Source organism: Paraburkholderia xenovorans (assembly GCF_046030735.1).
GTDB classification, from domain to species: Bacteria; Pseudomonadota; Gammaproteobacteria; order Burkholderiales; family Burkholderiaceae; genus Paraburkholderia; species Paraburkholderia xenovorans_A.
This window is the reverse complement of the sequence record NZ_JAQQBV010000018.1, coordinates 12,815-32,226: the sequence shown is the minus strand read 5'-3', so window position 1 is coordinate 32,226 and position 19,412 is coordinate 12,815. Positions and strand designations below refer to the sequence as shown.

Sequence of the window (19,412 nt, the reverse complement as noted above, 5' to 3'; positions counted from 1 at the left end):
AGCCGTGCTTGCTAGCGTGCGGCGTGTGAGTCGTTGCCGGCCACGGGCGTCGGGACGGCTAGCGCGGTCTGTTGCGCGGCGGCCGGGTCGGGTTGGGCTGGCGTCAGCGAGGGCGCCATGCCGTCGGAACGCGCTGTCGTTGCAACACGCGGCGCGTTGGTTGCGGCGACTGGAGCCGGTGTGGTGTCGGCCGGCGTCGGCGCGGGCTGAGTCGGTGTGGGCTGAGTCGGTGCGACGGGCGTTTGCGATGCAGGAGCGGCAGGCACGACAGGCGTCGGCGCGCGCTTCGTCCCTTCCATGTGCCCGGTCAGATACACGTTCGCTTCGCTGGCGTCGCCGAAACCGTCGGTCGGCAGCGGATAGTGCTGCGGCAGCGGTTTCGCGAGACGCGGCGTCACGACGAACACCAGCTCGGTCTTGTCCTGCTCGTAGCTCGTGCTGCGGAACAGCGCGCCGAGCACCGGCAGTTCGGCCGCGCCCGGCAAGCCCTTGATCGAGCCGGTCACGTTGCTCTTCAACAGCCCGCCGATCGCGAAGCTCTGCCCATCGAACACTTGCAGCGTGGTCGACGCGCGCCGCGTGGTGATCAGCGGCAGGATCGACGTCGTGTTCGAGTTGCCCGCGCTCACCACCACACCGGTCGACGACAGTTCGGAGACTTCCGGCGACACCTTCAGATTGATGCGCCCGCCTTCGAGCACGGTCGGCGTGAAGGTCAGCCCGACACCGTATTGCTCTTCCTGCAGCACGATGGTCGTGCCGCCCGAGCCGTTGCTTTGCGGCACTGGAATATAGACCTTGCCGCCCGCGAGGAAACTCGCTTCCTGACCGCTGATCGCCATCAGGTTCGGCTCCGCGAGGATCTTCACGAGCTGATCGGTTTTCTGCGCGTCCACGGCCGCGGCGAGCGGCGAGTTGTTCGCTTTCGAGGCGGTCAACGCGCTCAGTCCGCCGGACAGGTAATTAGCCAGCAGACCGAAACTCCAGCTGCCAATCCCGCCATTGATGTTGGCCGCCACGCCGAGCTGATCGATCAGCGTCTTCGAGACCTCGGCCACTTTGACTTCGAGCATCACCTGCTGCGGCGCGGCCACCTGCATCATGTTGATGATGCGTTCGCCGCCCGCGCCACCGAGCGACGGCGCCGGTGCACCCAGCGCACGCGGTGCCGCGCCGATGGGCAGCGGACCGCCCATCGGCGCGCCGGACGCGGCGCCTTGCAGCGCCGTGGTCGGCCGCGCGACGAACGCGCGCGCCAGTTCGAGCACGCGATCGGCCTTGACCGCGTCGGAGACGGTGCCGGTCAGCACGAGCGTGTCGGCGGCGGCCTTCACCTGAATGCCGGTTTCTTCCGGCATCAGCGCGGCGAGCGTTTGTTGCAGACCGCCCGGGTCCGCGCCGACGCTCACGTCGATGATCGTGCAGGAGCCGCTGCGGCCTTGCACGATCATGTTGGTGGTGCCGACATCCGAGCCGAGCAGATACAGCGTTTGCGGCGACACCAGCATCGCCTGCACGATCGACGGATTGCCGACCGTGCGGCTCTTCACCGGTTCGCGCACGTCGACCATCGCCGATTTGCCGACGGGGATCGTCACCGAGCTATGTTCGGCGACCGGGCCGCTGCAGTTCGGACCCCGCGCGCCTTGCGCCGCACCGCCCGACGCAGCGCCGCCGTTCATCCCGCTCGCGGCGATGGTCAGACGCACCGGACCGTTGGCCGCCACGGTGAGCGGCACGTCGGGCAAGCCCGGCAGATTGGCGGCGTTCTGAGCAGCGGCCTGCGTGACCGGCAGCATCGCCAGGTACAGTCCCAGCACCACGCCGGCACATGCTTCGGCGATCCGGGTACGGCCTCGCGGCGAGCGCGGATTGGCTTCGCTCGACGCGAGCGGGTCCTGCGGCGCGCGTGCGCGCTGTTCGTTTCTGGCGTTCATGTCCTACCCCCGTTATGTGCCGCTTTTTTTACGCGCCGGCCGTAGATTCCGGTCGCGCATCGGTCACGGCTTGCAGGCTGAGCCTGTCAAAAGCATTCCTGTCTTGCGTCAGCGCCGTCGAGTACTCGCACGCAGTTGCCCGGCACATGCGCGGCCACCTTGCGCACGATATGCACCGGCTTCGGTTCGGGCGCCGCGACCACTGCAACCGGCGTCTTCAACAGCGAAGCCTTGGTCGCGCCGGCCGTGTCGATCGCCAGCGGGTCGATCTGGTTGCGCAACACCAGCGAAAGCGTGCCGATGCTGCGTGCGAGGTCGATTTTCTCGGCCTGCTCCGGCGACACTTCGAGCGTCACCGCATCGACCACTTTCGGCTTGGTCTCGTCGCGGCCCACTTCCTGCGCGACGGCCAGCACCAGAATCTTTTCGAGCACGATCTTCGAGATGTTCTGATCGCGCTGCGCGCCGGGGTCGCGTGCATCTTTCTGCGTATTGACGATGATGTCGACGTAGTTGCCCGGCAGCGCGAAGCCCGCCACACCGATCACGTCGTTCACGCGCACGGTGATCGCCCGCTTGCCTTCGCCGATCACCGCGGAGAGGCCGCCGAGCGTGCCCACCGGCGTCAGCTTCGCTTCGAGAATCGGCTCGCCGTGCAGCAGGCTTTCCTTCAGCACGCGGCCGTCGAGTTTCTGCACATCGGCGAACGAACCGGGCGGCACGCTGCCCGACGGCCAGTCGATCACCTTGAGGAAGTCCGGGCCGATGCGCTGCCCGAGATTGATGTCGGTTGCCGCCACGACGACCTTGGTCGTGACGTTCGACGTCTGCGAAACCATCCAGCGCGACGCGAACACCACGGCGGTGAGGCCGGCCAGTGTCGCGATCAGCAGCATCGTTACAGCGCGCGCGTTTTTCATTTTCAAACCCCCGAGATTTGCTGGCCTGCCCTGCCGGTATGCGTCACACGCTGTAGAACAACACCAGTGCGCTACCTATCGCTATGGCCACGCCGTACGGCATGGTCCCCGTGATACTGTTCGCGGCCACGCTGGTGTGCGGTCGCGTTGTGTCGTCTTTTTCGTCGTCTTTTGCGTTGTTTTGAGGCGTCGCGCAACTGACCAGCAGAGCCGCCGCCCCGCTCAGTCCGGCGCGCACCTGGCGACGCCGGTACAGCAACGCCAGCGACCAGAGCGCACCGATCACGCAGGTCGCCAAGCCGATTTCGAATGCGCCGTAAGCGCCGCAGAAAGCGCCGATCGCTGCCATCAGCTTCACGTCGCCTGCCCCCATCAGCCGCATCGCGTAGCCCGGCAGGAAAATCGCACCGCCCGCCGCAAGGCCGCCCAACCACATCTGCATCCCGTCGACACCGCCCTGCGTAAACCACTGCACGGGTATCGCCGCGATCAAACCTGTCGCCACCAACCAGTTAGGAATTCTGCGCGTTTGCAAGTCCCACAACGCCGCAAGCAACGCCAGCACGATCACGCATGGACCTACCGGAAAAGGAACCCCGTTCATCGTCTGCTCCGTTTCAAGGATCGAATTGCCCTTCTGGAGTCGAATCGTCCGGCGCGAGGCCGTCGCTACCCTGTTTCGAAGGACCGTCGAAACAGGGCGAGCGAACGGATTTGCGCATGCCGCCGCTGCTGAACCGCAGCTCAGGCAGCCGGATTGGCCACACCCGCCAGTGCAGTCGAAACGTACGTGAACACGTTGTTCAGGTTCGTGCCGATCGCACGGGTCGTCACAATGATCGCCACCGCGATCAGTCCGGCCAGCAGGCCGTATTCGATCGCTGCCACACCGTCTTCGTCGCGCAGAAACTGCTGGATCGTGTTCTTCATGCTAACCCCCGTAAGAGTGAATTTGACTTCGGTTGCGCCGCCCGTTCGAGCCTGCAAAACAGGTGTGTTCGCGCGGCATTCAAATCCGTCCGCGAGGACGGAAAAAGTGGCGAGGTCTTCGCTTCGCGTCGTCCGGTCGCGAATGACCGACAACCCCATGTCGATCATTCGTGCCGTTGTTATGGACATCCGTTTTTCGTTGGCCCCGCCGCACCCTCGTAGAACGCGTTGGCTTCCCCCAGCGCGATCCACGAAGACTGTTTGCCGCTGCCGGAATGTTCTGCTGTACTGCGCTTTCTGCTTTCCGGCCGCAGCGTGTTTCGCTGTGTGATTCGCTTATTGCAACGGGTGTGCCATGTGGCCTCGAAGCCTTGCTGGAAGCGGATGTGGAATCTGTCGCGGCGTTTTCGCAGCAGTTCGCAACGTACGATGACTCGTGTTTGAGACGCGGTTGGCGACGCGTCTGGCCGCGCGACGCAACGCGTGATGCGTGATTTCTGGAGGCTGGAAAACCCGTAGGCTCGTTAGCTGGTAACGGTTTGACGCGTGCCCCGGTCAAATCTTCCGTCGCTCGATGCGAGGAAGTAGCTCTTACGTGCCGCTGTCCGGTTTGTCTCACGCTTGCGACGAGGAGACGCAGTGATGCCCGCTATGGCGCGAGTTAGACACGGCGCAAGCTTGTATGGGAACGTGCGGTGGCCCGCACATCGGGGATTGACTTGAGGCTGACGGATCGTGTTGATCCGGGTCGAAGCGCGATGATTTTTATCGACGCGCGAACGCTTTTTTGAATCGCCATCGCTCGGAACAACGCTTGCGTCGACGAGGCTCGACGCGTGGCAACGAGGTCTCGCGCAAACGTCTGTGCAAGATGACGTGCCACTCAATTTCCGCACGCCAGATCGCGACGACGCACACGATGTCCTGCTTCAATCAGCGTTGCGAGACCGACGGCGTCACTCGATTAATCTGGTGCGTCCTTACGATCGAACACCCAGCCGAATGCTTCGATTTCCGACTTATGTTTCGACGCGAGCCGCGCAAGACATTGCTCGCCCTTTGCGGTCAGATGCACTTCCACCTGACGGCGGTCCGCACGGCTCGCACGCCGCTCGACGAGCCCACTCGCCTCGCAGCGCGACACCAGCGCGACCGTGCCGTGCGGCGCAGCCTGCAAGCGTTCCGCGAGTTCGCCGACCGTCGCCCATTCGCGCCCTTCGAAGCCGCGCACATGCAGCAGCATCTGATATTGCAAGGGCGTCACGCCCTCTGCGTGCGTCACCTCTTCGGAGAAACGCAGAAACTGCCGCAACTGGTAGCGAAACCGCGACATCGCTTCGAGGTCCTGTTTGGCCGGCATGCCGGCGGCCGCCGGAGATTTACTGCGCGCAGCCATCTGTCAGGCCTCCGGACGCTTGACCACGTCGTATCGCGCGGACAACGCCTCATACAGCGGCGGCGCAAAAAACCGCGACACCTGGCTCGCGATCAGTGCGGTCGCCATCAGCGAGATCACGAGCGCGTGCCCGTTGATCATTTCGATCACGATCACAAACGACGTGATCGGACTCTGCGTGACCGCCGCAAGATAACCGACCATGCCGAGCGCGATCAGCATCGGCAACTGCATCTGTCCGAACACGAGATGCAGCACGTTGCCGATGCCCGCGCCAATAGCCAGCGACGGCGCGAAGAGTCCGCCCGGCACGCCCGGCAGATACGAGCCGATCATCGACGCCATCTTGAACACCGGATACAGCACCGTGAGTTGCGCATGGCCTTCGAGCAGATTGCGCGCCTCCAGATAGCCGCTGCCGAAAGTATGCCCACTCGACGCAATCCCGATCACCGCGATTACCAGCCCGCACAGCGCACCGAACGCGACCGGCCGTTGCTCGCGCAACAACCGCACGCGTTCCGGCATCCAGCGTTTTGTATTGAGCAGAAGCCAACAGAACACACCGCCCGCGATGCCCGTGAGAATGCCGATCAGCACCACCGCGAGCGCGAGCAGATCGGGAAAATGTCCACCGACGTCGATCGTGCCGAAATACGTGTAATTGCCCTGGATACTCAGCGCGACCACGCCCGCGAAAATGATCGCGGTAATCAGCACGCCGCTGGTGCGCTGGGAAAAACTGCGCGTCAATTCCTCGATCGCGAACACCACGCCCGCGAGCGGCGCGTTGAAAGCCGCCGACAAACCCGCCGCCGCGCCCGCCAACGCGAGCCGCTTTTCGAGGGTTGCGCCGCGCATCGCCTGGAAGCGCTTCGGATAGAACACGCGCAGGTTGTACATCAACGCAGCGCCGACGTGAATGGTGGGACCTTCGCGGCCGATCGTGAAGCCGCCCAGAATCGCGATGAACGACAACAGAATCTTGCCGACCAGAATCCGGATCGTCAGCAGACCTGCGGCGACTTCAGCGGGACCGTGCAATGCGGCAATCACCTGTGGAATGCCGCTGCCCTCCGCGCCGCGGAAAAACTTCAGCGTGATCCATACGCAGGTGGCGCTGACGGCGGGCGTCAACAGTAACGGCAGCCAGCGATAGCGTGTGGTGTATTCGACGAACTCCGCGTAGCCGAAATCGATCAGCCGCGCATAGGCCACCGCAACCAGCCCCACCGCGACCGCGCCGAGCCAGAACACGCCGTAGTGAAGCCACAAGCGGCGCGCGCGCAGCAGCGCGAAACGACCGGTGACGCCGCCGGTGGCGCGGCGAAGATTGTTTATCATCGTGTGCATCCGTCGAATATATCACTCCATGACCTAAGACGATATTTTGCGGCCGTAGCGATGCGATTCAGTGCGATGTATTTCTTCTCAAGCGCGGCAGTCCCGCCGTATTCAGCCAGTAAATACGACGTGAGCGCGGAGATCATTCCGCGCTCACGTTCGTTTTACATCCGCTTCACGCCGGCTTTACACTCGCCGCGCGAGATATTGATGCACCGCCTGAATCGCAGCGGCGCCTTCACCCACTGCGGCAGCAACGCGTTTCACGGAACTGCTGCGCACGTCGCCGGCAGCAAAGATGCCAGGCCGGCTGGTCTCCAGAAAATGCGGCGGCCGATCCGAATTCCACTGACCCGCCGTATCGGCGCCGGTCAATACGAAGCCATGCTTGTCCAGCGCGACGCAGTCGCCGAGCCACGCGGTGCTCGGTTCCGCGCCGAGGAACAGGAACACATGGGAAATCGCCTTGTGTTCCATGCGGCCCTGACGATCCCATTTGATCCCTTCGAGCCGCGACTCGCCGCATAGCTCGACGAGCTGCGTACGCGTATGAAGCGTGATATTCGCGGATGCGTTGATACGCCGGATCAGATAATCCGACATGCTCGCGCTGAGCCCCTCGCCGCGAATCACCACATGCACGTGCCGCGCGTAGCGTGCGAGAAACACCGCGGCCTGGCCCGCCGAATTGCCGCCGCCCACCACGATCAGTTCTTCGTCGTTGCAGAACGCCACTTCCATGAAGGTCGCGCTGTAGTACACGCCGCGTCCTTCGAAATGCTCGAGACGCGGCAACGTCGGCTTGCGATAGCGCGCGCCGCTCGCGATCACCACCGCGCGCGCATGCACGCTCTCGTCGTGATTGAGTCCGATATGGAAAGAGCCGCCGTCCTCGCAGTCGATCGCCAGCGCCTCGATCGGCACGCCGACTTCCGCGCCGAACTTGCGGCATTGCGACAGCCCACGGCCCGCCAGCGCCTGGCCCGTGATGCCGGTCGGAAAGCCGAAGTAGTTTTCGATCTTCGAACTGGTGCCGGCCTGGCCGCCCGGCGCTTTCGCATCGAGCACCGCGACGCTCAGCCCTTCCGACGCCGCATACACGGCAGCTGCAAGCCCCGCGGGTCCCGCGCCCACCACGACCAGATCGAAGCCCTGGCCGTTCAATCGGTCCGGGCTCAAGCCGATCGCATCGGCCACGGCCCGGTTGGTCGGTTGCTTGAGCACCGTACCCTGCGGCGTGACGACGATCGGAATATCGGCCTCCGCCACTTCGTAGCGCGTCAGAATCTCGGCCGTCTCCGCGTGGTCGACGATATCGAAGTAAGCGGCCGGTTGCCCATTGCGGCTCAGAAAATGACGCAACCGATGCGTATGCGACGAAGCCCTGCTGCCGATCACCATCAGGCCGGCATGCTGAGCCTGGATGAACGCGACGCGGCGCAGAATGAAAGCGCGCATGATCGTTTCGCTCAGTTCCGCTTCCGCGATCACCAGCGAGCGCAGCGACTCTTCGTCGATGACGATCACGTCGCAGTCGGTGAGCGCATAAGCGGTGGCCGCGGCCGCGCGGCCGGCGAGCGTGCCGACTTCGCCGGTGAAACTGCCCGCGCCATGCTGACCCAGCGGTTGCGGCCCCTGAAACGACGAGCGGGTAGACTGGATCGAGCCGCTGACGATCGCGAACATCGGAATATGCCGTTCGCCTTCGGAGTACAGCACGTCGCCGGCTTTCAGCTTGCGCCGTTCGCCGTAACGCTCGACGATCGCCATCTGGCGGTCGTCGAGCGTCGGATACACCTGATGGTAACGGCTGCCGCCCGACGCGAGGTCGTTGGCATGGCCGGATGAATTCTTGCCCATGGGGGGTTCCTTCAAGTCGAGACGCGATCGCCGCCGCAACAGCAGCGCGATCGTCAGAGGCTATGTTACCGCGCGGCTAGAGCGCGGTATTCACGCGGACGAGGTCGCCGTCGCGCGGAATCAGCTCGCCGCGCTCCGGCTTGCCGAGCAGGAAGCCTTGCGCATACGTACATCCGCAGACGATCACGAAGTCGAGTTGCTCCTGGGTTTCGATCCCTTCGGCCGTGGTCGGCATGCCGATCTCACGCGCGAGCGCGACGATGCCGCGCACCACCGCCGCCGATTCCCGCCGGTGCACGGACTCCCGCACGAACGAACTGTCGATCTTCAGGTGGTCGAACGAGAAACGCGTGAGCGTCGACATCGTCGAAAAACCGGTGCCGAAATCGTCGAGCGCAAGGCCGATGCCGAGTGCGCGCAGTGTCGCCACGTTGCGCCGCGTCGCGGTATCGTCGCTCAGCAGCACGGTTTCCGTCACTTCGATATTGAGCCGCGCGGGCGGCAGCCCGGTCTCGCGAAGAATCGCCGCGACCGTCGACGCGAACGACTCCTCGCGCAACTGCACCGGCGACACGTTGACAGCCACCGTGGCCGCGTCGCGCCAGCTCGCCGCTTCCCGGCACGACTGCCGCAGCACCCACTCTCCGAGCGCGAGAATCAGGCCCGTACGCTCCGCAGTGGGAATGAACGCGTTGGGCGGCAGCTCGCCGCGCGTCGGATGCGCCCAGCGCAGCAGCGCCTCGCGGCCCGAGATCGAGCCGTCCTTCAGATCGACGATCGGCTGATACTCGACTCGCAGCCCGTTGAAAGAACGCAGCGCGCCTTCAAGGTCGCTTCTCAGCAAACTCAGATTTTCGTCTGACGTATGGCGATCTGCGTCGAACACCGCGAACGCGCTTTTGCCGCTGCGCTTGACCGCATACAACGCTCGGTCCGCGCAGATCAGCAATTGCGGGCCGCTGTTGCCGTGCGCCGGATAAAGCGACACCCCGACACTCGCGCCGATATGCACCAATGCTTCGCTCAACACAAACGGACGCGCGAGCGTCTTGACGATGCGATCCGCGAGCGTCTGAATCTCGCCGTTCGATCCCGAGCCGTCGGCGATCGCGACGAATTCGTCGCCGGCCAGACGCCCGACGAACTCGCCGCCCGGCAACAACTCGCACAAACGGGTGGCCGCTTCCTGAAGAATCCGGTCGCCCGCGGCGTGGCCGAGGCTGTCGTTGATTGCCTTGAAGCCGTCGAGATCGATCAGTAGCACCGCAAACGAACGACGCCCGCGCGCGAAGTCCGCCGCCGTGCGTTCGAGCAGCAATTCGTTGATGCCCGAGCGATTGGGCAAGCCGGTGAGGCTATCGTGACGCGCGAGGCGCTGGCTGGTTTCGCGCGCCAGCAGCAGCGCGACGGTGTCGCGATTGCTGCGTAAGGCAACCGTAAAAAAACCCGCCGCGCAGAACGGCGCCTGAAACAGCAGCACCAGTTTGCCCGAGCCCGGCGACAACGCCGCGCCCAAACCCAGCAGTCCGAGAATGCACACGATCTGGATCATCACGAGCCGCGGCGTGCCCGCGTTGCGTCCGGCCAGACCGCCGACCACGCCGACCGCGCAAACATTGCCGAGCAGGAACAGCGTCTGACTGCCGCTGATATTGCAAAGCAGCGCGCCGAGCCCGAACAGCACGCTCCATAGAATGCTGGCCAGCAGGAACGCGGATGTGGGCGTGGGTTCGTTGTTCGCGCTGCGCCGGCAGCACAGCCAGATCAACAGCAGCCGGATCACCAGCAGCGCGACGACGGCGCTGCCCCAGGCGGCATACAAAGCGGTGGGATAAAGGGTGTAAGCGGTCGCGCAAACGCTGATTTCGCAGATCGACGCGAAGATAATCGACGCGGTTCGCGTAAATAGATTAGCGAGAAGGATCTGGCGGTTTCCAACGCTCAGATCCTGAGCGGAAGACACGACCCACTTGAAAAATGGAGACCTTGGTTCGCTGAAAGCCATGACCTGTACATTTTTGAAGTTGGTGGGTCGCTACATGGGCCGCCGCAATTATTACGTAAACCCGAAATACGGGGGGATTTCCGGTAAGGGTTTCGTTATGAAGGTATTGGCGACAGCGCCGCTCATGGGTAATCGCTGAAACGCGAGGTCGGCGCGCTGTCGGTACTCGCCGGCGTATAACCGGGGACGTTCGCGCGAAACTGATTGAGCAGACCGTTGTCGAGTTGAGAAAAACCTTTCAGCTGAAGTTGCATCAGCACGCGCGTGCCCGTGCTCGGCGAGGTCGTCGAACTCGTCGCGTTGGTGTACTTCTCGAATGCGATGCCGAGCGACCAGCAACTCGCGTCGTACTGAAACCCCAGCAGCCCGGCGATCAGATGGTGCGTGCTCATGTCATAGTTGACTCGCGCGACGCTGACGACATTGCGCGCGAGCGGCCATTGCTCCGAGATGATGAACTGGTTGACCGGCTCATAGTCGAGCGTGCTGTTCGCGCGCGTGTAGCGGTACGCGACGTTCAGCACTTCGCGCGTGGCCGGCGACCAGCCGAAACCCAACGCCGTATGCGTCAGGTAACGGTCTGCCTGGCTGTACTCCACCGCCTCTTCGGTCGAAAAGCCCGCGCCCAGCTTGAACGACGCGCCGCCGATCACACTGGTGCGCGAAACAGTGGCGGGCGCATCGCCGGGATCGAGCGTCACTTGCGGATTGGTGAAATCGTAGAGCTCCGCGAGTACGAAGCGGGCGCGCTCGTCGCCGCTGGCCGCGTCGATGAAACGCGTGGTCAACGCCGCTGTCACGCGGTTCGCGTCCGATACCCGGTCGTCGCCCACGAAGCTGTTGGTCGTGAACATTTCGGTCAGGCCGAAATCAGCCTGTGCGGTGTCGAACAACGGCGCGAAGTTTTGATTGCGATACGGCGTGTAAACATAGAACAGCCGCGGCTCCAGCGTCTGGATGTACGAGGTGCCGAAGAGCCGCACGTCGCGTTCGAAACGCAAGCCCGAGTCGAGGCTCACTGTCGGCACATTGACGTTCAGCGTTTTCGGCTGCCCGGCAGGCGCATCCGCGCCGATCGAAGTCAGATCGTACGATGCAAAATGCCATTGCAGCTTTGGCGTGATGAACCAGCCCGGCCGCTCCGCCGTGTAGCTCACATACGGGTTGAACACGAAGCGGCTGCCCTGCGTCGCATCGGCGGTGGCGATCGTGAAGCGTGTCGCGTCCGCTTCGGCGCCGAAGTCGAAGCCGCCCACGTTATAGCGCGCGTATTTGACGTTGACCTGCGGTTCGCGGTTGTAGGTCGAGTCGCTCGAAAAACTCTGCCAGCGCTGCTCGCGCGCGAGCACGCTCCACGGTCCGTTCGACCAGGTGAGCCCGGCCTCCTGCTGGTAGAGCGTGGTCGAGCCGGTCGGAAACGCGACGCCCGAAGCAAGATCGGTCGACACGTTCGCATCCGACACCCGGTTGTACTCCACATAGGCGTTGAAACCCGCACCGAGGTTCCAGTGCTGATCGAGCGAGATCGAGTAACGGTCGGTGTGGGTAATCCTGTCGTTCGGCAGGTACGCGAACGACATCGACCCCGATGCGTCTGTCCCGAGATAGCGGTAATCGGCGCTCAACATTTCGCCGCGCTTCGACATGATGCGCGGCGTCAGCGTGAGATCGTAGTTCGGCGCGATGTTGAAGTAGTACGGCAGCGCGATGTCTTCGCCGTTGGTCGAACTCACGGAGAACGTCGGCGGCAACAGGCCGCTGCGCCGCGCGCCGGAAAGCGGAAACGACAGCCACGGGCTCGCGATGATCGGCACGCCCTGAAAAAACAGGATGCCGTTGTGCGCGATGCCCTCATCTTCGCCACTGTCGATGTCGAATTCCGACGCCTTCAGATACCACGCGGGGTCGTCTTCGCACTGGCAGGCGCTATACGTTCCGTGACGCACCACCGTACGCTCGTTGTCGATCAGATCCACGCGCTGCGCGCTGCCCCAGCCGCCCGTCAGATAGAAACGATATTTTGGAACACTGATGAAGCCCTCGTTCGCCGCGACGAACAGATGCGCGTCGGGTCCGTCGAACACGTTGCCGTTATTGACCAGGCGGACGGAGCCATACGCGTCGGCCTTGTCCCGATCGACGTCGTAGTGCAGCGCGTCGCCTTTCACGATAGACGCGCTTTGTCGCAATTGCGCAGCACCCTTCAGCGAAATATCGGTGGCCGTAGTCGCGGTCACTGAATCGGCCGCGACCGCGACCGCCGGTTTTGCGCCGGGCGGGAGCGCCTGCTCGTCCAGCTGCGGGGCGATCCGCAAACTCCAGATGCCATCGATCCGCTCGGGCTGCGCCGCGGCGCCGCTCAGTTGGGCGTTGACGACAACCGGCACGCATCCATACGCACACAGGATCAACGAAACGAGAGGCCTTAAACGTAGGCGTCGAAATGCACCGCGTAAGATCAAAATAGAAAGTATCGGAAAGAAAGAGACGGACGCGCCGCGAGAACGCACCGCCAACGCGCGCCGGAATCGACGGCCGGACGGCCAGTCGGCGTTATTGAAGCGTGACGTCGCTCTCGCGATCCGGTACAGCCGCGGCCGTGGCGGTCATCGCGCCGCCGAGCGCCTGCAACAGAAAAGGAATCTGCCCGGCGGGCAGCGAAAACGAAAGCCCCGCGCTCCCCGACAGCCGGAAGCGGATCACCACCATCTCCGTGCCGTTCAGGCGCCCCACTTCCCACCCCTGACAATGCAGCGCGAAACCCATTTCCTGGTTGTCGTGCAGCACGCGATCGGCATGCTCGATCGCATTCGGCAGTGCGACCAGCAGATCGTTGAGCACCGAGCGGTGCAGCGCCGCCGTGGGTTGATGGCCGTGGATCAACAGGTACTGGCCGTCGGCCGTCAGTTGCATGTCGGTGATCGAGTTCACTACCAGCGTCGACAGATCAGACACGATGCGTGCCCTCCGTCGCGGCCGGCTTCGTGCTCACGGCCTCGGCCATGCGCCGTCTCGCGCTACGCGGCGTGAGTCTCGACGCGCTCGCGAGCCATGCGGAAAAAATCGGCGATGAACTGGCGCGCAAAACTGCCGAAAGAACGGCCGGCGAAAGAAACTCAATCATGTCACTTCTCCTGGGCGCGCTAGACGCCGAACGGAATCGAAGACCCGACAATACCCGTCCACGCCGGCCGTTGCGTTACGCGAGCGCTACGCTTGCCCCGGTTCTGTAACGCATTATTTCAGCGGAGAGGTTGAAATCCGCAGCGGCCCCCGCTGCTCATACGTAACGCACATCAGCAGGCCTAATGGTCAGAAAGTTTTCGGTAACGCGACGCAAGAAGCACGTCCCTATACTTCGCCCTTCCTGGAGCCATGGAACGTCGCGTCGAACACGCCACCCGGCTCCCGCCACTCTCTTCCGCCCGCCGCGCGCCGCCTCAGGACCTGACACCCAAGATGAACTTTCAAGTTTTAAAGAGCCGTATCGCCAGCGCGTTTTCACTCACGGGTCTCGCGCTGGCCGCCGCGCCCGCTTACGCGACGCAGCCATTCACGGTGCAGGACATCAGGATCGAGGGATTGCAGCGCGTGGAGCCCGGCACCGTGTTCGCGTACCTGCCGATCAAAAAAGGCGACACGTTTAGCGACGACAAGGCTTCCGAAGCCATTCGCGCGCTGTATGCCACCGGCTTTTTCAACGACGTCAGAATCGCCTCCGACGGCAACGTGGTAATCGTGCACGTGCTGGAACGGCCGGCCGTCGGCACGATCGACTTCGCGGGCATCCACGAGTTCGACAAGGAGAATTTGACCAAGGCGCTGAACGCAGTGGGCTTGTCGCAAGGCCGCTACTACGACAAGGAACTGGTCGACAAGTCGGAGCAGGAACTGAAGCGCCAATATCTGACACGCGGCTATTACGCGGCCGAAGTCACCACCACGGTCACGCCGATCGACCGCAATCGCGTGGCGCTGCTGTTCTCGGTCATCGAAGGGCCGAACGCGAAGATCCGCCAGATCAATTTCATCGGCAATCAGGTGTTCACGAGCGACACGCTGCGCGACGAAATGCAGTTGTCTACGCCGAACTGGTTCTCGTGGTACACGAAGAACGACCTGTACGCGAAAGACAAACTCACCGGCGATCTCGAACACGTGCGCTCGTATTACCTGAATCGCGGCTACCTCGAATTCAATATCGAATCGACGCAGGTGTCGCTCACGCCCGATCGCAAGGAAATGTATCTGAAGTTGACGCTGCACGAAGGCGAGCCTTATACGATCTCGTCGGTCAAACTGGCGGGCAATCTGCTGAACCGTGAAGCGGAATTGACGAAGCTCGTCGGCGTCAAGGCGGGCGAGCGCTTTTCCGCCGACAAACTGCAGGCCACGACGAAGGCGATCGTCGACAAGCTCGGTGAATACGGTTATGCATTTGCGACGGTGAACGCGCAGCCTGAGATCGATCAGCAACACCACACGGTCGGCATCACACTGCAAGTGGACCCGAGCCGCCGCGTGTACGTGCGCCGCATCAACGTGGTCGGCAATACACGTACCCGCGACGAAGTGGTGCGCCGCGAAATGCGCCAATTCGAAAGTTCGTGGTTCGACTCGAACCGGCTTGCGCTATCGAAGGATCGCATCAACCGTCTCGGCTATTTCACGGACGTGGACGTGACCACGGTTCCCGTCGAAGGCACCACCGACGAGGTCGATATCGACGTCAAGGTAACTGAAAAGCCGACCGGCTCGATCACGCTCGGTGCAGGCTTTTCGTCGACGGACAAGGTAATCCTCTCCGCCGGCATCTCGCAGGACAACGTGTTCGGCTCTGGCACGAGCCTCGCGCTGAACGTGAATACCGCGACGACGTACCGCACGCTAACCGTCACGCAGACCGATCCGTACTTTACGGTCGACGGGATCAAGCGGATCACCGACGTCTACTATCGCACCACCTATCCGCTTTACAACTTCACGGACACGAGTTTCCGGATCATTACGCTCGGCGCGGACCTGAAATTCGGCATTCCGTTTTCCGAAGCGGATACGGTGTACTTCGGCGTCGGCATCGAACAGAACCGGCTGTCGATCGATTCGTCGACGCCGCAAAGCTATCAGGATTACGTGGCCGAATTCGGCCGCGTGTCGAACAACGTGCCGGTCACCGCGGGCTGGTCGCGCGACGATCGCGACAGCGCGCTGGTGCCGAGCCGCGGTTACTACGTGCAAGCCAACGGCGAAGTCGGCACGCCCGCCGGCGGCACCGAATACTACAAGGCCGACGCGCAGACGCAGTATTACTACTCGTTCGCGCGCGGCTTCATTCTCGGGCTCAATCTTCAGGGCGGCTACGGCAACGGGCTTGCCGGCAAGGCGTACCCGATCTTCAAGAACTACTACGCGGGCGGTATCGGCTCGGTGCGCGGCTACGAAGCCGGTTCGCTCGGCCCGCGCGACGCCACCACGGGCGACCCGATCGGCGGCTCGCGAATGGTCGTGGCCAATGTGGAAATGACCTTCCCGCTGCCGGGCACCGGCTGGGACCGCACGCTGCGCGTGTTTACGTTCGTCGACGGCGGCAACGTGTGGGGCAGCGAGGGCAACAGCACCGGCGCCAACGGTTTGCGCTACAGCTACGGCGCGGGGCTCGAATGGATTTCGCCGATCGGGCCGCTGAAGTTGTCGCTCGGCTTCCCGATCGTCAAACATGCGGGCGACGATTATCAGAAGTTCCAGTTCCAGATCGGCACGTCGTTCTGACGCGACGCGCGGGGCACACGGTTCAGCGCGCTCAACCTTTGGTCGCGCCGAACGTCAAACCGGCGACGAAATGCTTCTGCATCGCAAAGAACATCGCGACCGACGGCAACGCCGCGAGAATCGATCCGGCCGAGACGAGATTCCATGCGGTGGTCCACTGCCCCTTCAATGCGGCGACGCCCACCGTAATCGGCGCAGCGTCGTCGCCTTGTGTCAGACACAGTGCCCAGAAGTAATCGTTCCACACGAACGTAAACACCAGAATCGCCAGCGCCGCGAGCGCCGGGCGGATCAGCGGCAACACGATCCGGAAGAACACCGTCCATTCGTTCGCCCCTTCGATGCGCGCCGCCTCGATCAACTCGAACGGCAACTGCTTGATGAAGTTGCGCAGGAACAGCGCGCAGAAACCGGTCTGGAACGACACGTGAAACAGGATCAACGCGCTCACCGTGTTGAACAGACCGAGTTGCAGCGACAAGTCCCGCACCGGAATCATCAGCACCTGCACCGGCACGAAATTGCCCGCGACGAAAGTCGCAAATAAAGCCGAGTTGCCGCGAAAACGATAGATCGCGAGCGCGAACCCGGCCATCGCCGCGAGCGCGATCGAGCCGACCACCGCGGGCACGGTGATCAACACGCTGTTCCAGAAGTAATGCAGCATCGGCGACGTGGTCAACGCTTCGCGATAGTTGTCGAACATCGCGAAGTGCTTCGGCCAGCCCCAGTAATTGCCCTCGCTCAGTTCCTCGGACGAACGCACCGAGGTCACCAGCACCGCGATCATCGGCAACAGCCAGATCAGCAGCGCGAGCGGCAACGTGAGCTTGTACACGCGGCGCGATACCGGCTTCCATTTGTCGATTGGAATCGGAAACATGGTCGGCTCCTTATTGCTCGGCGCGCAGCATGCGCCGCAGGTGATACACGATGTAGACCAGCATGATCCCGAACAGCACCACCGCCACCGCCGCCGAATAGCCGACCCGGTAGTACTTGATCGCCTGGTCGTACATGTAATAGGCGAGCACGGTCGAGCTTTCGAACGGACCGCCGCCCGTCATCACCGAAATCAGGTCGAAACTGCGCAACGCGCCGATGATCGTCACCACGATCGCCATGAACGTGGTGGGCCGCAATTGCGGCAGGATCACGTGCCACAGCATCGACCAGCCGCGCGCGCCTTCCATTCGCGCGGCTTCGATCTGCTCCGCGTTCAGCGAGGTCAACCCGGTCAGATAAAGAATCATGCAATACGCGGTTTGCGGCCACAGCGCCGCAAACACGATGCCGAAGGTCGCATAGCGCGGGTCGCCGAGCACCGGCACACCGTGCCCGAGAATCAGCGCGAGCAAACCGAAGGTCGGGTCGTAGAACCACGAAAAGATCAGGCCGACCACCACGCCCGACAGCACGAACGGCGCAAAGAACAGCGACTTGACGATGCGGATGCCGGCCACCGCCTGATTCAGATACAGCGCGACGGCGAGCCCCATCGGCGGCGCCAGCAGGAACAGCAGCAGCCAGATCAGATTGTTCTTGAGCGCGGTGTAGAACGTGTGCGTATGGAACAGCTCGACATAGTTCGCGAGGCCGACGAACGACGCGTCGCTCATCCCGTCCCAGTTGTAGAAGCTCAGGCGGATCGTCGACAGGATCGGCCAGACGACATAAATCGCCACCATCACGCAGGCCGGCGCGAGAAACAGGAAAGCGGCGCGGCGCTGCCGGCGCGCCGTGGGCGACGGACGCCGCTTGCGCGCGACGGCAGAACCGCCGCGCAACGCGCCGCCGGGTGAAGGCGTGCCCGTACCATCGGAACCGCCGGAACGCGGGGGTCCGCTGACAGTGGAGCGGGTGACGGAGTGCGACACGATCAATCCTCCCGAGCAAAAACAGATGCGACCGGCGGCCCGCAGCCGGGCCGCCGACGCCGACGCTTACTTCTTGTAAATGCGCTTACGCGTCTGCTCGAGTTGCGCGAGCACGTCGTCGAGCTTCGTTGGATCGGAGACGAACTGTTGCATCCCCTTCATCCCTTCGTCCGCCATTTCCTTCGTCATATCGCGATCGTAGAACTGCGCGATGCCGCCCTTCGTATTCGCGAGAATCTGGAAACCGATCTTCGAAATCGGATCTTCCGGCTCGGGCGATTTGCTGTTCGCCGACAACGAGCCGAGACCGACGGCAAGCTTCGCGCCGATCTCCGGCGTCTCGACGAAAGCGAGGAACGTGTGTGCATCCGCCTTGTTCTTCGCTTTCGACGGAATATGCAGCGATTCGACCGGACCGTCTTCGGCAGTCGGCACGTTCGCGTCGATGATCGGGAACTGGAAGAAGCCCATTTCCGGCTTCACGTTCTGCGGGAAACCCGCCGTGATGAAGGTGCCCATCAGCATCATCGCGGCCTTGCCCTGGAACAGGAACGGCTGCACCGAATCGAGATCGTAGGACAGCGAGTTGTCGATGAAATAGCCGGCGTCGATCAACTGCTTCCACGTGGTGTAGACCTTTTTCACACGCGGATCGGTGTACGCGATATCGCCCGCCATCAGCTTCTGGTGGAACGCATTGCCGTTCAGGCGCAGATCGAGGTAGTCGAACCAGCCTGCCAGCGTCCACGCGTCGCGGCCTGCCACCGCGATCGGCGTGATGCCGGCGGCTTTCAGCTTCTTGCAGTCGTCGAGAAACTGGTCCCAGGTTTTCGGTTCGCCGTTGATGCCGACCTTCTGGAACAGGTCCTTGCGGTAGAACATGCCCCACGAGTAATAGACGGTCGGCGCCGCATATTGCTTGCCCTTATACGACGACGCCTCTTTCGTCGACGCATACATGTCGTTCCAGCCGTTCTTCGCCCAGTCGCCGCTCAGGTCTTCGAAGAGGCCGCGCTGCGCGTAATACGCCATGCGCTCGCCGTCGTGCCAGTTGACGATGTCGGGTGCAACGGTCGAGAGCCAGCCGGGCAACTGCACCTTGTACGCTTCTTCGTCGATGAACGCGACTTTCACGTCGATGCCGGGATGCGCTTTCTTGAATTCGTCGACGGTGGATTGCCACACCGCACGCTGGCTCGCCCCTTTGAACGCGATGTTGAGCGACAGCGTACCGGCCTGCGCGGTGCTGACGAAGGACGTGCCGGCGGCCGCCGCGGCCAGCGCGAGCGCCAGCAGAATCTTGCGTGGTTTCAGTGTCATGTTGCGTGTCTCCTTTATACCGTGATCTTGCGTCGTGGTCTTCGTTGTCTTTAC

The 19,412-nt window shown here is 62.9% G+C and carries 15 protein-coding genes; 1 reads left to right on the top strand and 14 read right to left on the bottom strand.

The window, feature by feature from the left end:
• Positions 1-11 precede the first annotated feature (11 nt).
• The 11 genes from PQQ51_RS18995 to PQQ51_RS18945 all read right to left on the bottom strand — a co-directional run bounded on the left by PQQ51_RS18995 (position 12) and on the right by PQQ51_RS18945 (position 13,516).
• A complete protein-coding gene (locus tag PQQ51_RS18995) occupies positions 12-1,937 on the bottom strand; it encodes a type II and III secretion system protein family protein (protein WP_408498339.1) in 1,926 nt (641 codons plus the stop codon).
• A gap of 86 nt (positions 1,938-2,023) precedes the next feature.
• Positions 2,024-2,857 carry a Flp pilus assembly protein CpaB gene (gene cpaB, locus PQQ51_RS18990; RefSeq protein ID WP_408498338.1) on the bottom strand — a complete coding sequence of 278 codons (834 nt, stop codon included), beginning with the start codon at positions 2,855-2,857 and terminating at the stop codon, positions 2,024-2,026.
• A gap of 43 nt (positions 2,858-2,900) precedes the next feature.
• Complete coding sequence (locus tag PQQ51_RS18985) at positions 2,901-3,461, bottom strand: A24 family peptidase (RefSeq protein WP_408498337.1); 561 nt, start codon at positions 3,459-3,461, stop codon at positions 2,901-2,903.
• A gap of 140 nt (positions 3,462-3,601) precedes the next feature.
• Positions 3,602-3,787: a Flp family type IVb pilin gene (locus tag PQQ51_RS18980; RefSeq protein WP_408498336.1), complete on the bottom strand. Its 186-nt coding sequence runs from the start codon at positions 3,785-3,787 to the stop codon at positions 3,602-3,604.
• Positions 3,788-4,751: 964 nt separating this feature from the next.
• Positions 4,752-5,147, bottom strand: coding sequence for a MarR family winged helix-turn-helix transcriptional regulator (locus PQQ51_RS18975; protein ID WP_408498448.1), 396 nt, complete (start codon positions 5,145-5,147; stop codon positions 4,752-4,754).
• Between the two features lie 39 nt (positions 5,148-5,186).
• A complete protein-coding gene (locus PQQ51_RS18970) occupies positions 5,187-6,527 on the bottom strand; it encodes a chloride channel protein (protein ID WP_408498335.1) in 1,341 nt (446 codons plus the stop codon).
• A gap of 186 nt (positions 6,528-6,713) precedes the next feature.
• Positions 6,714-8,387, bottom strand: a complete 1,674-nt coding sequence (locus tag PQQ51_RS18965; protein WP_408498334.1) for an FAD-dependent oxidoreductase — start codon at positions 8,385-8,387, stop codon at positions 6,714-6,716.
• 76 nt (positions 8,388-8,463) lie between these two features.
• The gene (locus PQQ51_RS18960) at positions 8,464-10,392 is read right to left on the bottom strand and encodes a putative bifunctional diguanylate cyclase/phosphodiesterase (RefSeq protein ID WP_408498333.1); all 1,929 of its coding nucleotides are present in this window, start codon (positions 10,390-10,392) and stop codon (positions 8,464-8,466) included.
• Positions 10,393-10,514: 122 nt separating this feature from the next.
• Positions 10,515-12,800, bottom strand: coding sequence for an LPS-assembly protein LptD (lptD, locus tag PQQ51_RS18955; RefSeq protein ID WP_408498447.1), 2,286 nt, complete (start codon positions 12,798-12,800; stop codon positions 10,515-10,517).
• 145 nt (positions 12,801-12,945) lie between these two features.
• Entirely contained in the window at positions 12,946-13,347 is a 402-nt protein-coding gene (locus tag PQQ51_RS18950) for a hypothetical protein (protein WP_408498332.1), read from the bottom strand.
• Positions 13,340-13,516: a hypothetical protein gene (locus PQQ51_RS18945; protein ID WP_408498331.1), complete on the bottom strand. Its 177-nt coding sequence runs from the start codon at positions 13,514-13,516 to the stop codon at positions 13,340-13,342. Before PQQ51_RS18945 ends, PQQ51_RS18950 begins: the two co-directional genes overlap by 8 nt.
• A gap of 335 nt (positions 13,517-13,851) precedes the next feature.
• On the opposite strand from PQQ51_RS18945, the gene bamA reads away from it, so the two are divergent.
• Positions 13,852-16,161 carry an outer membrane protein assembly factor BamA gene (bamA, locus tag PQQ51_RS18940; RefSeq protein ID WP_408498330.1) on the top strand — a complete coding sequence of 770 codons (2,310 nt, stop codon included), beginning with the start codon at positions 13,852-13,854 and terminating at the stop codon, positions 16,159-16,161.
• A 31-nt stretch (positions 16,162-16,192) separates the two neighbouring features.
• On the opposite strand, the gene PQQ51_RS18935 is transcribed toward bamA, so the two are convergent.
• From PQQ51_RS18935 to PQQ51_RS18925, 3 genes are all read right to left on the bottom strand, one after another.
• Positions 16,193-17,044, bottom strand: coding sequence for a carbohydrate ABC transporter permease (locus tag PQQ51_RS18935; RefSeq protein ID WP_408498329.1), 852 nt, complete (start codon positions 17,042-17,044; stop codon positions 16,193-16,195).
• Between the two features lie 10 nt (positions 17,045-17,054).
• On the bottom strand, positions 17,055-18,038 hold the full coding sequence (locus PQQ51_RS18930) for a carbohydrate ABC transporter permease (RefSeq protein ID WP_408498328.1): 984 nt from the start codon (positions 18,036-18,038) through the stop codon (positions 17,055-17,057).
• Between the two features lie 66 nt (positions 18,039-18,104).
• Positions 18,105-19,358 carry an ABC transporter substrate-binding protein gene (locus PQQ51_RS18925; protein ID WP_408498327.1) on the bottom strand — a complete coding sequence of 418 codons (1,254 nt, stop codon included), beginning with the start codon at positions 19,356-19,358 and terminating at the stop codon, positions 18,105-18,107.
• Positions 19,359-19,412 lie beyond the last annotated feature (54 nt).

What these genes read in the sequence shown, in the direction of transcription:
- PQQ51_RS18995 (WP_408498339.1), bottom strand. Translation starts at nt 1,937, where the DNA reads ATGAACGCCAGAAACGAACAGCGCGCACGCGCGCCGCAGGACCCGCTC.
- cpaB (WP_408498338.1), bottom strand. Translation starts at nt 2,857, where the DNA reads ATGAAAAACGCGCGCGCTGTAACGATGCTGCTGATCGCGACACTGGCC.
- PQQ51_RS18985 (WP_408498337.1), bottom strand. Translation starts at nt 3,461, where the DNA reads ATGAACGGGGTTCCTTTTCCGGTAGGTCCATGCGTGATCGTGCTGGCG.
- PQQ51_RS18980 (WP_408498336.1), bottom strand. Translation starts at nt 3,787, where the DNA reads ATGAAGAACACGATCCAGCAGTTTCTGCGCGACGAAGACGGTGTGGCA.
- PQQ51_RS18975 (WP_408498448.1), bottom strand. Translation starts at nt 5,147, where the DNA reads ATGCCGGCCAAACAGGACCTCGAAGCGATGTCGCGGTTTCGCTACCAG.
- PQQ51_RS18970 (WP_408498335.1), bottom strand. Translation starts at nt 6,527, where the DNA reads ATGATAAACAATCTTCGCCGCGCCACCGGCGGCGTCACCGGTCGTTTC.
- PQQ51_RS18965 (WP_408498334.1), bottom strand. Translation starts at nt 8,387, where the DNA reads ATGGGCAAGAATTCATCCGGCCATGCCAACGACCTCGCGTCGGGCGGC.
- PQQ51_RS18960 (WP_408498333.1), bottom strand. Translation starts at nt 10,392, where the DNA reads ATGGCTTTCAGCGAACCAAGGTCTCCATTTTTCAAGTGGGTCGTGTCT.
- PQQ51_RS18945 (WP_408498331.1), bottom strand. Translation starts at nt 13,516, where the DNA reads ATGATTGAGTTTCTTTCGCCGGCCGTTCTTTCGGCAGTTTTGCGCGCC.
- bamA (WP_408498330.1), top strand. Translation starts at nt 13,852, where the DNA reads ATGAACTTTCAAGTTTTAAAGAGCCGTATCGCCAGCGCGTTTTCACTC.
- PQQ51_RS18935 (WP_408498329.1), bottom strand. Translation starts at nt 17,044, where the DNA reads ATGTTTCCGATTCCAATCGACAAATGGAAGCCGGTATCGCGCCGCGTG.
- PQQ51_RS18925 (WP_408498327.1), bottom strand. Translation starts at nt 19,358, where the DNA reads ATGACACTGAAACCACGCAAGATTCTGCTGGCGCTCGCGCTGGCCGCG.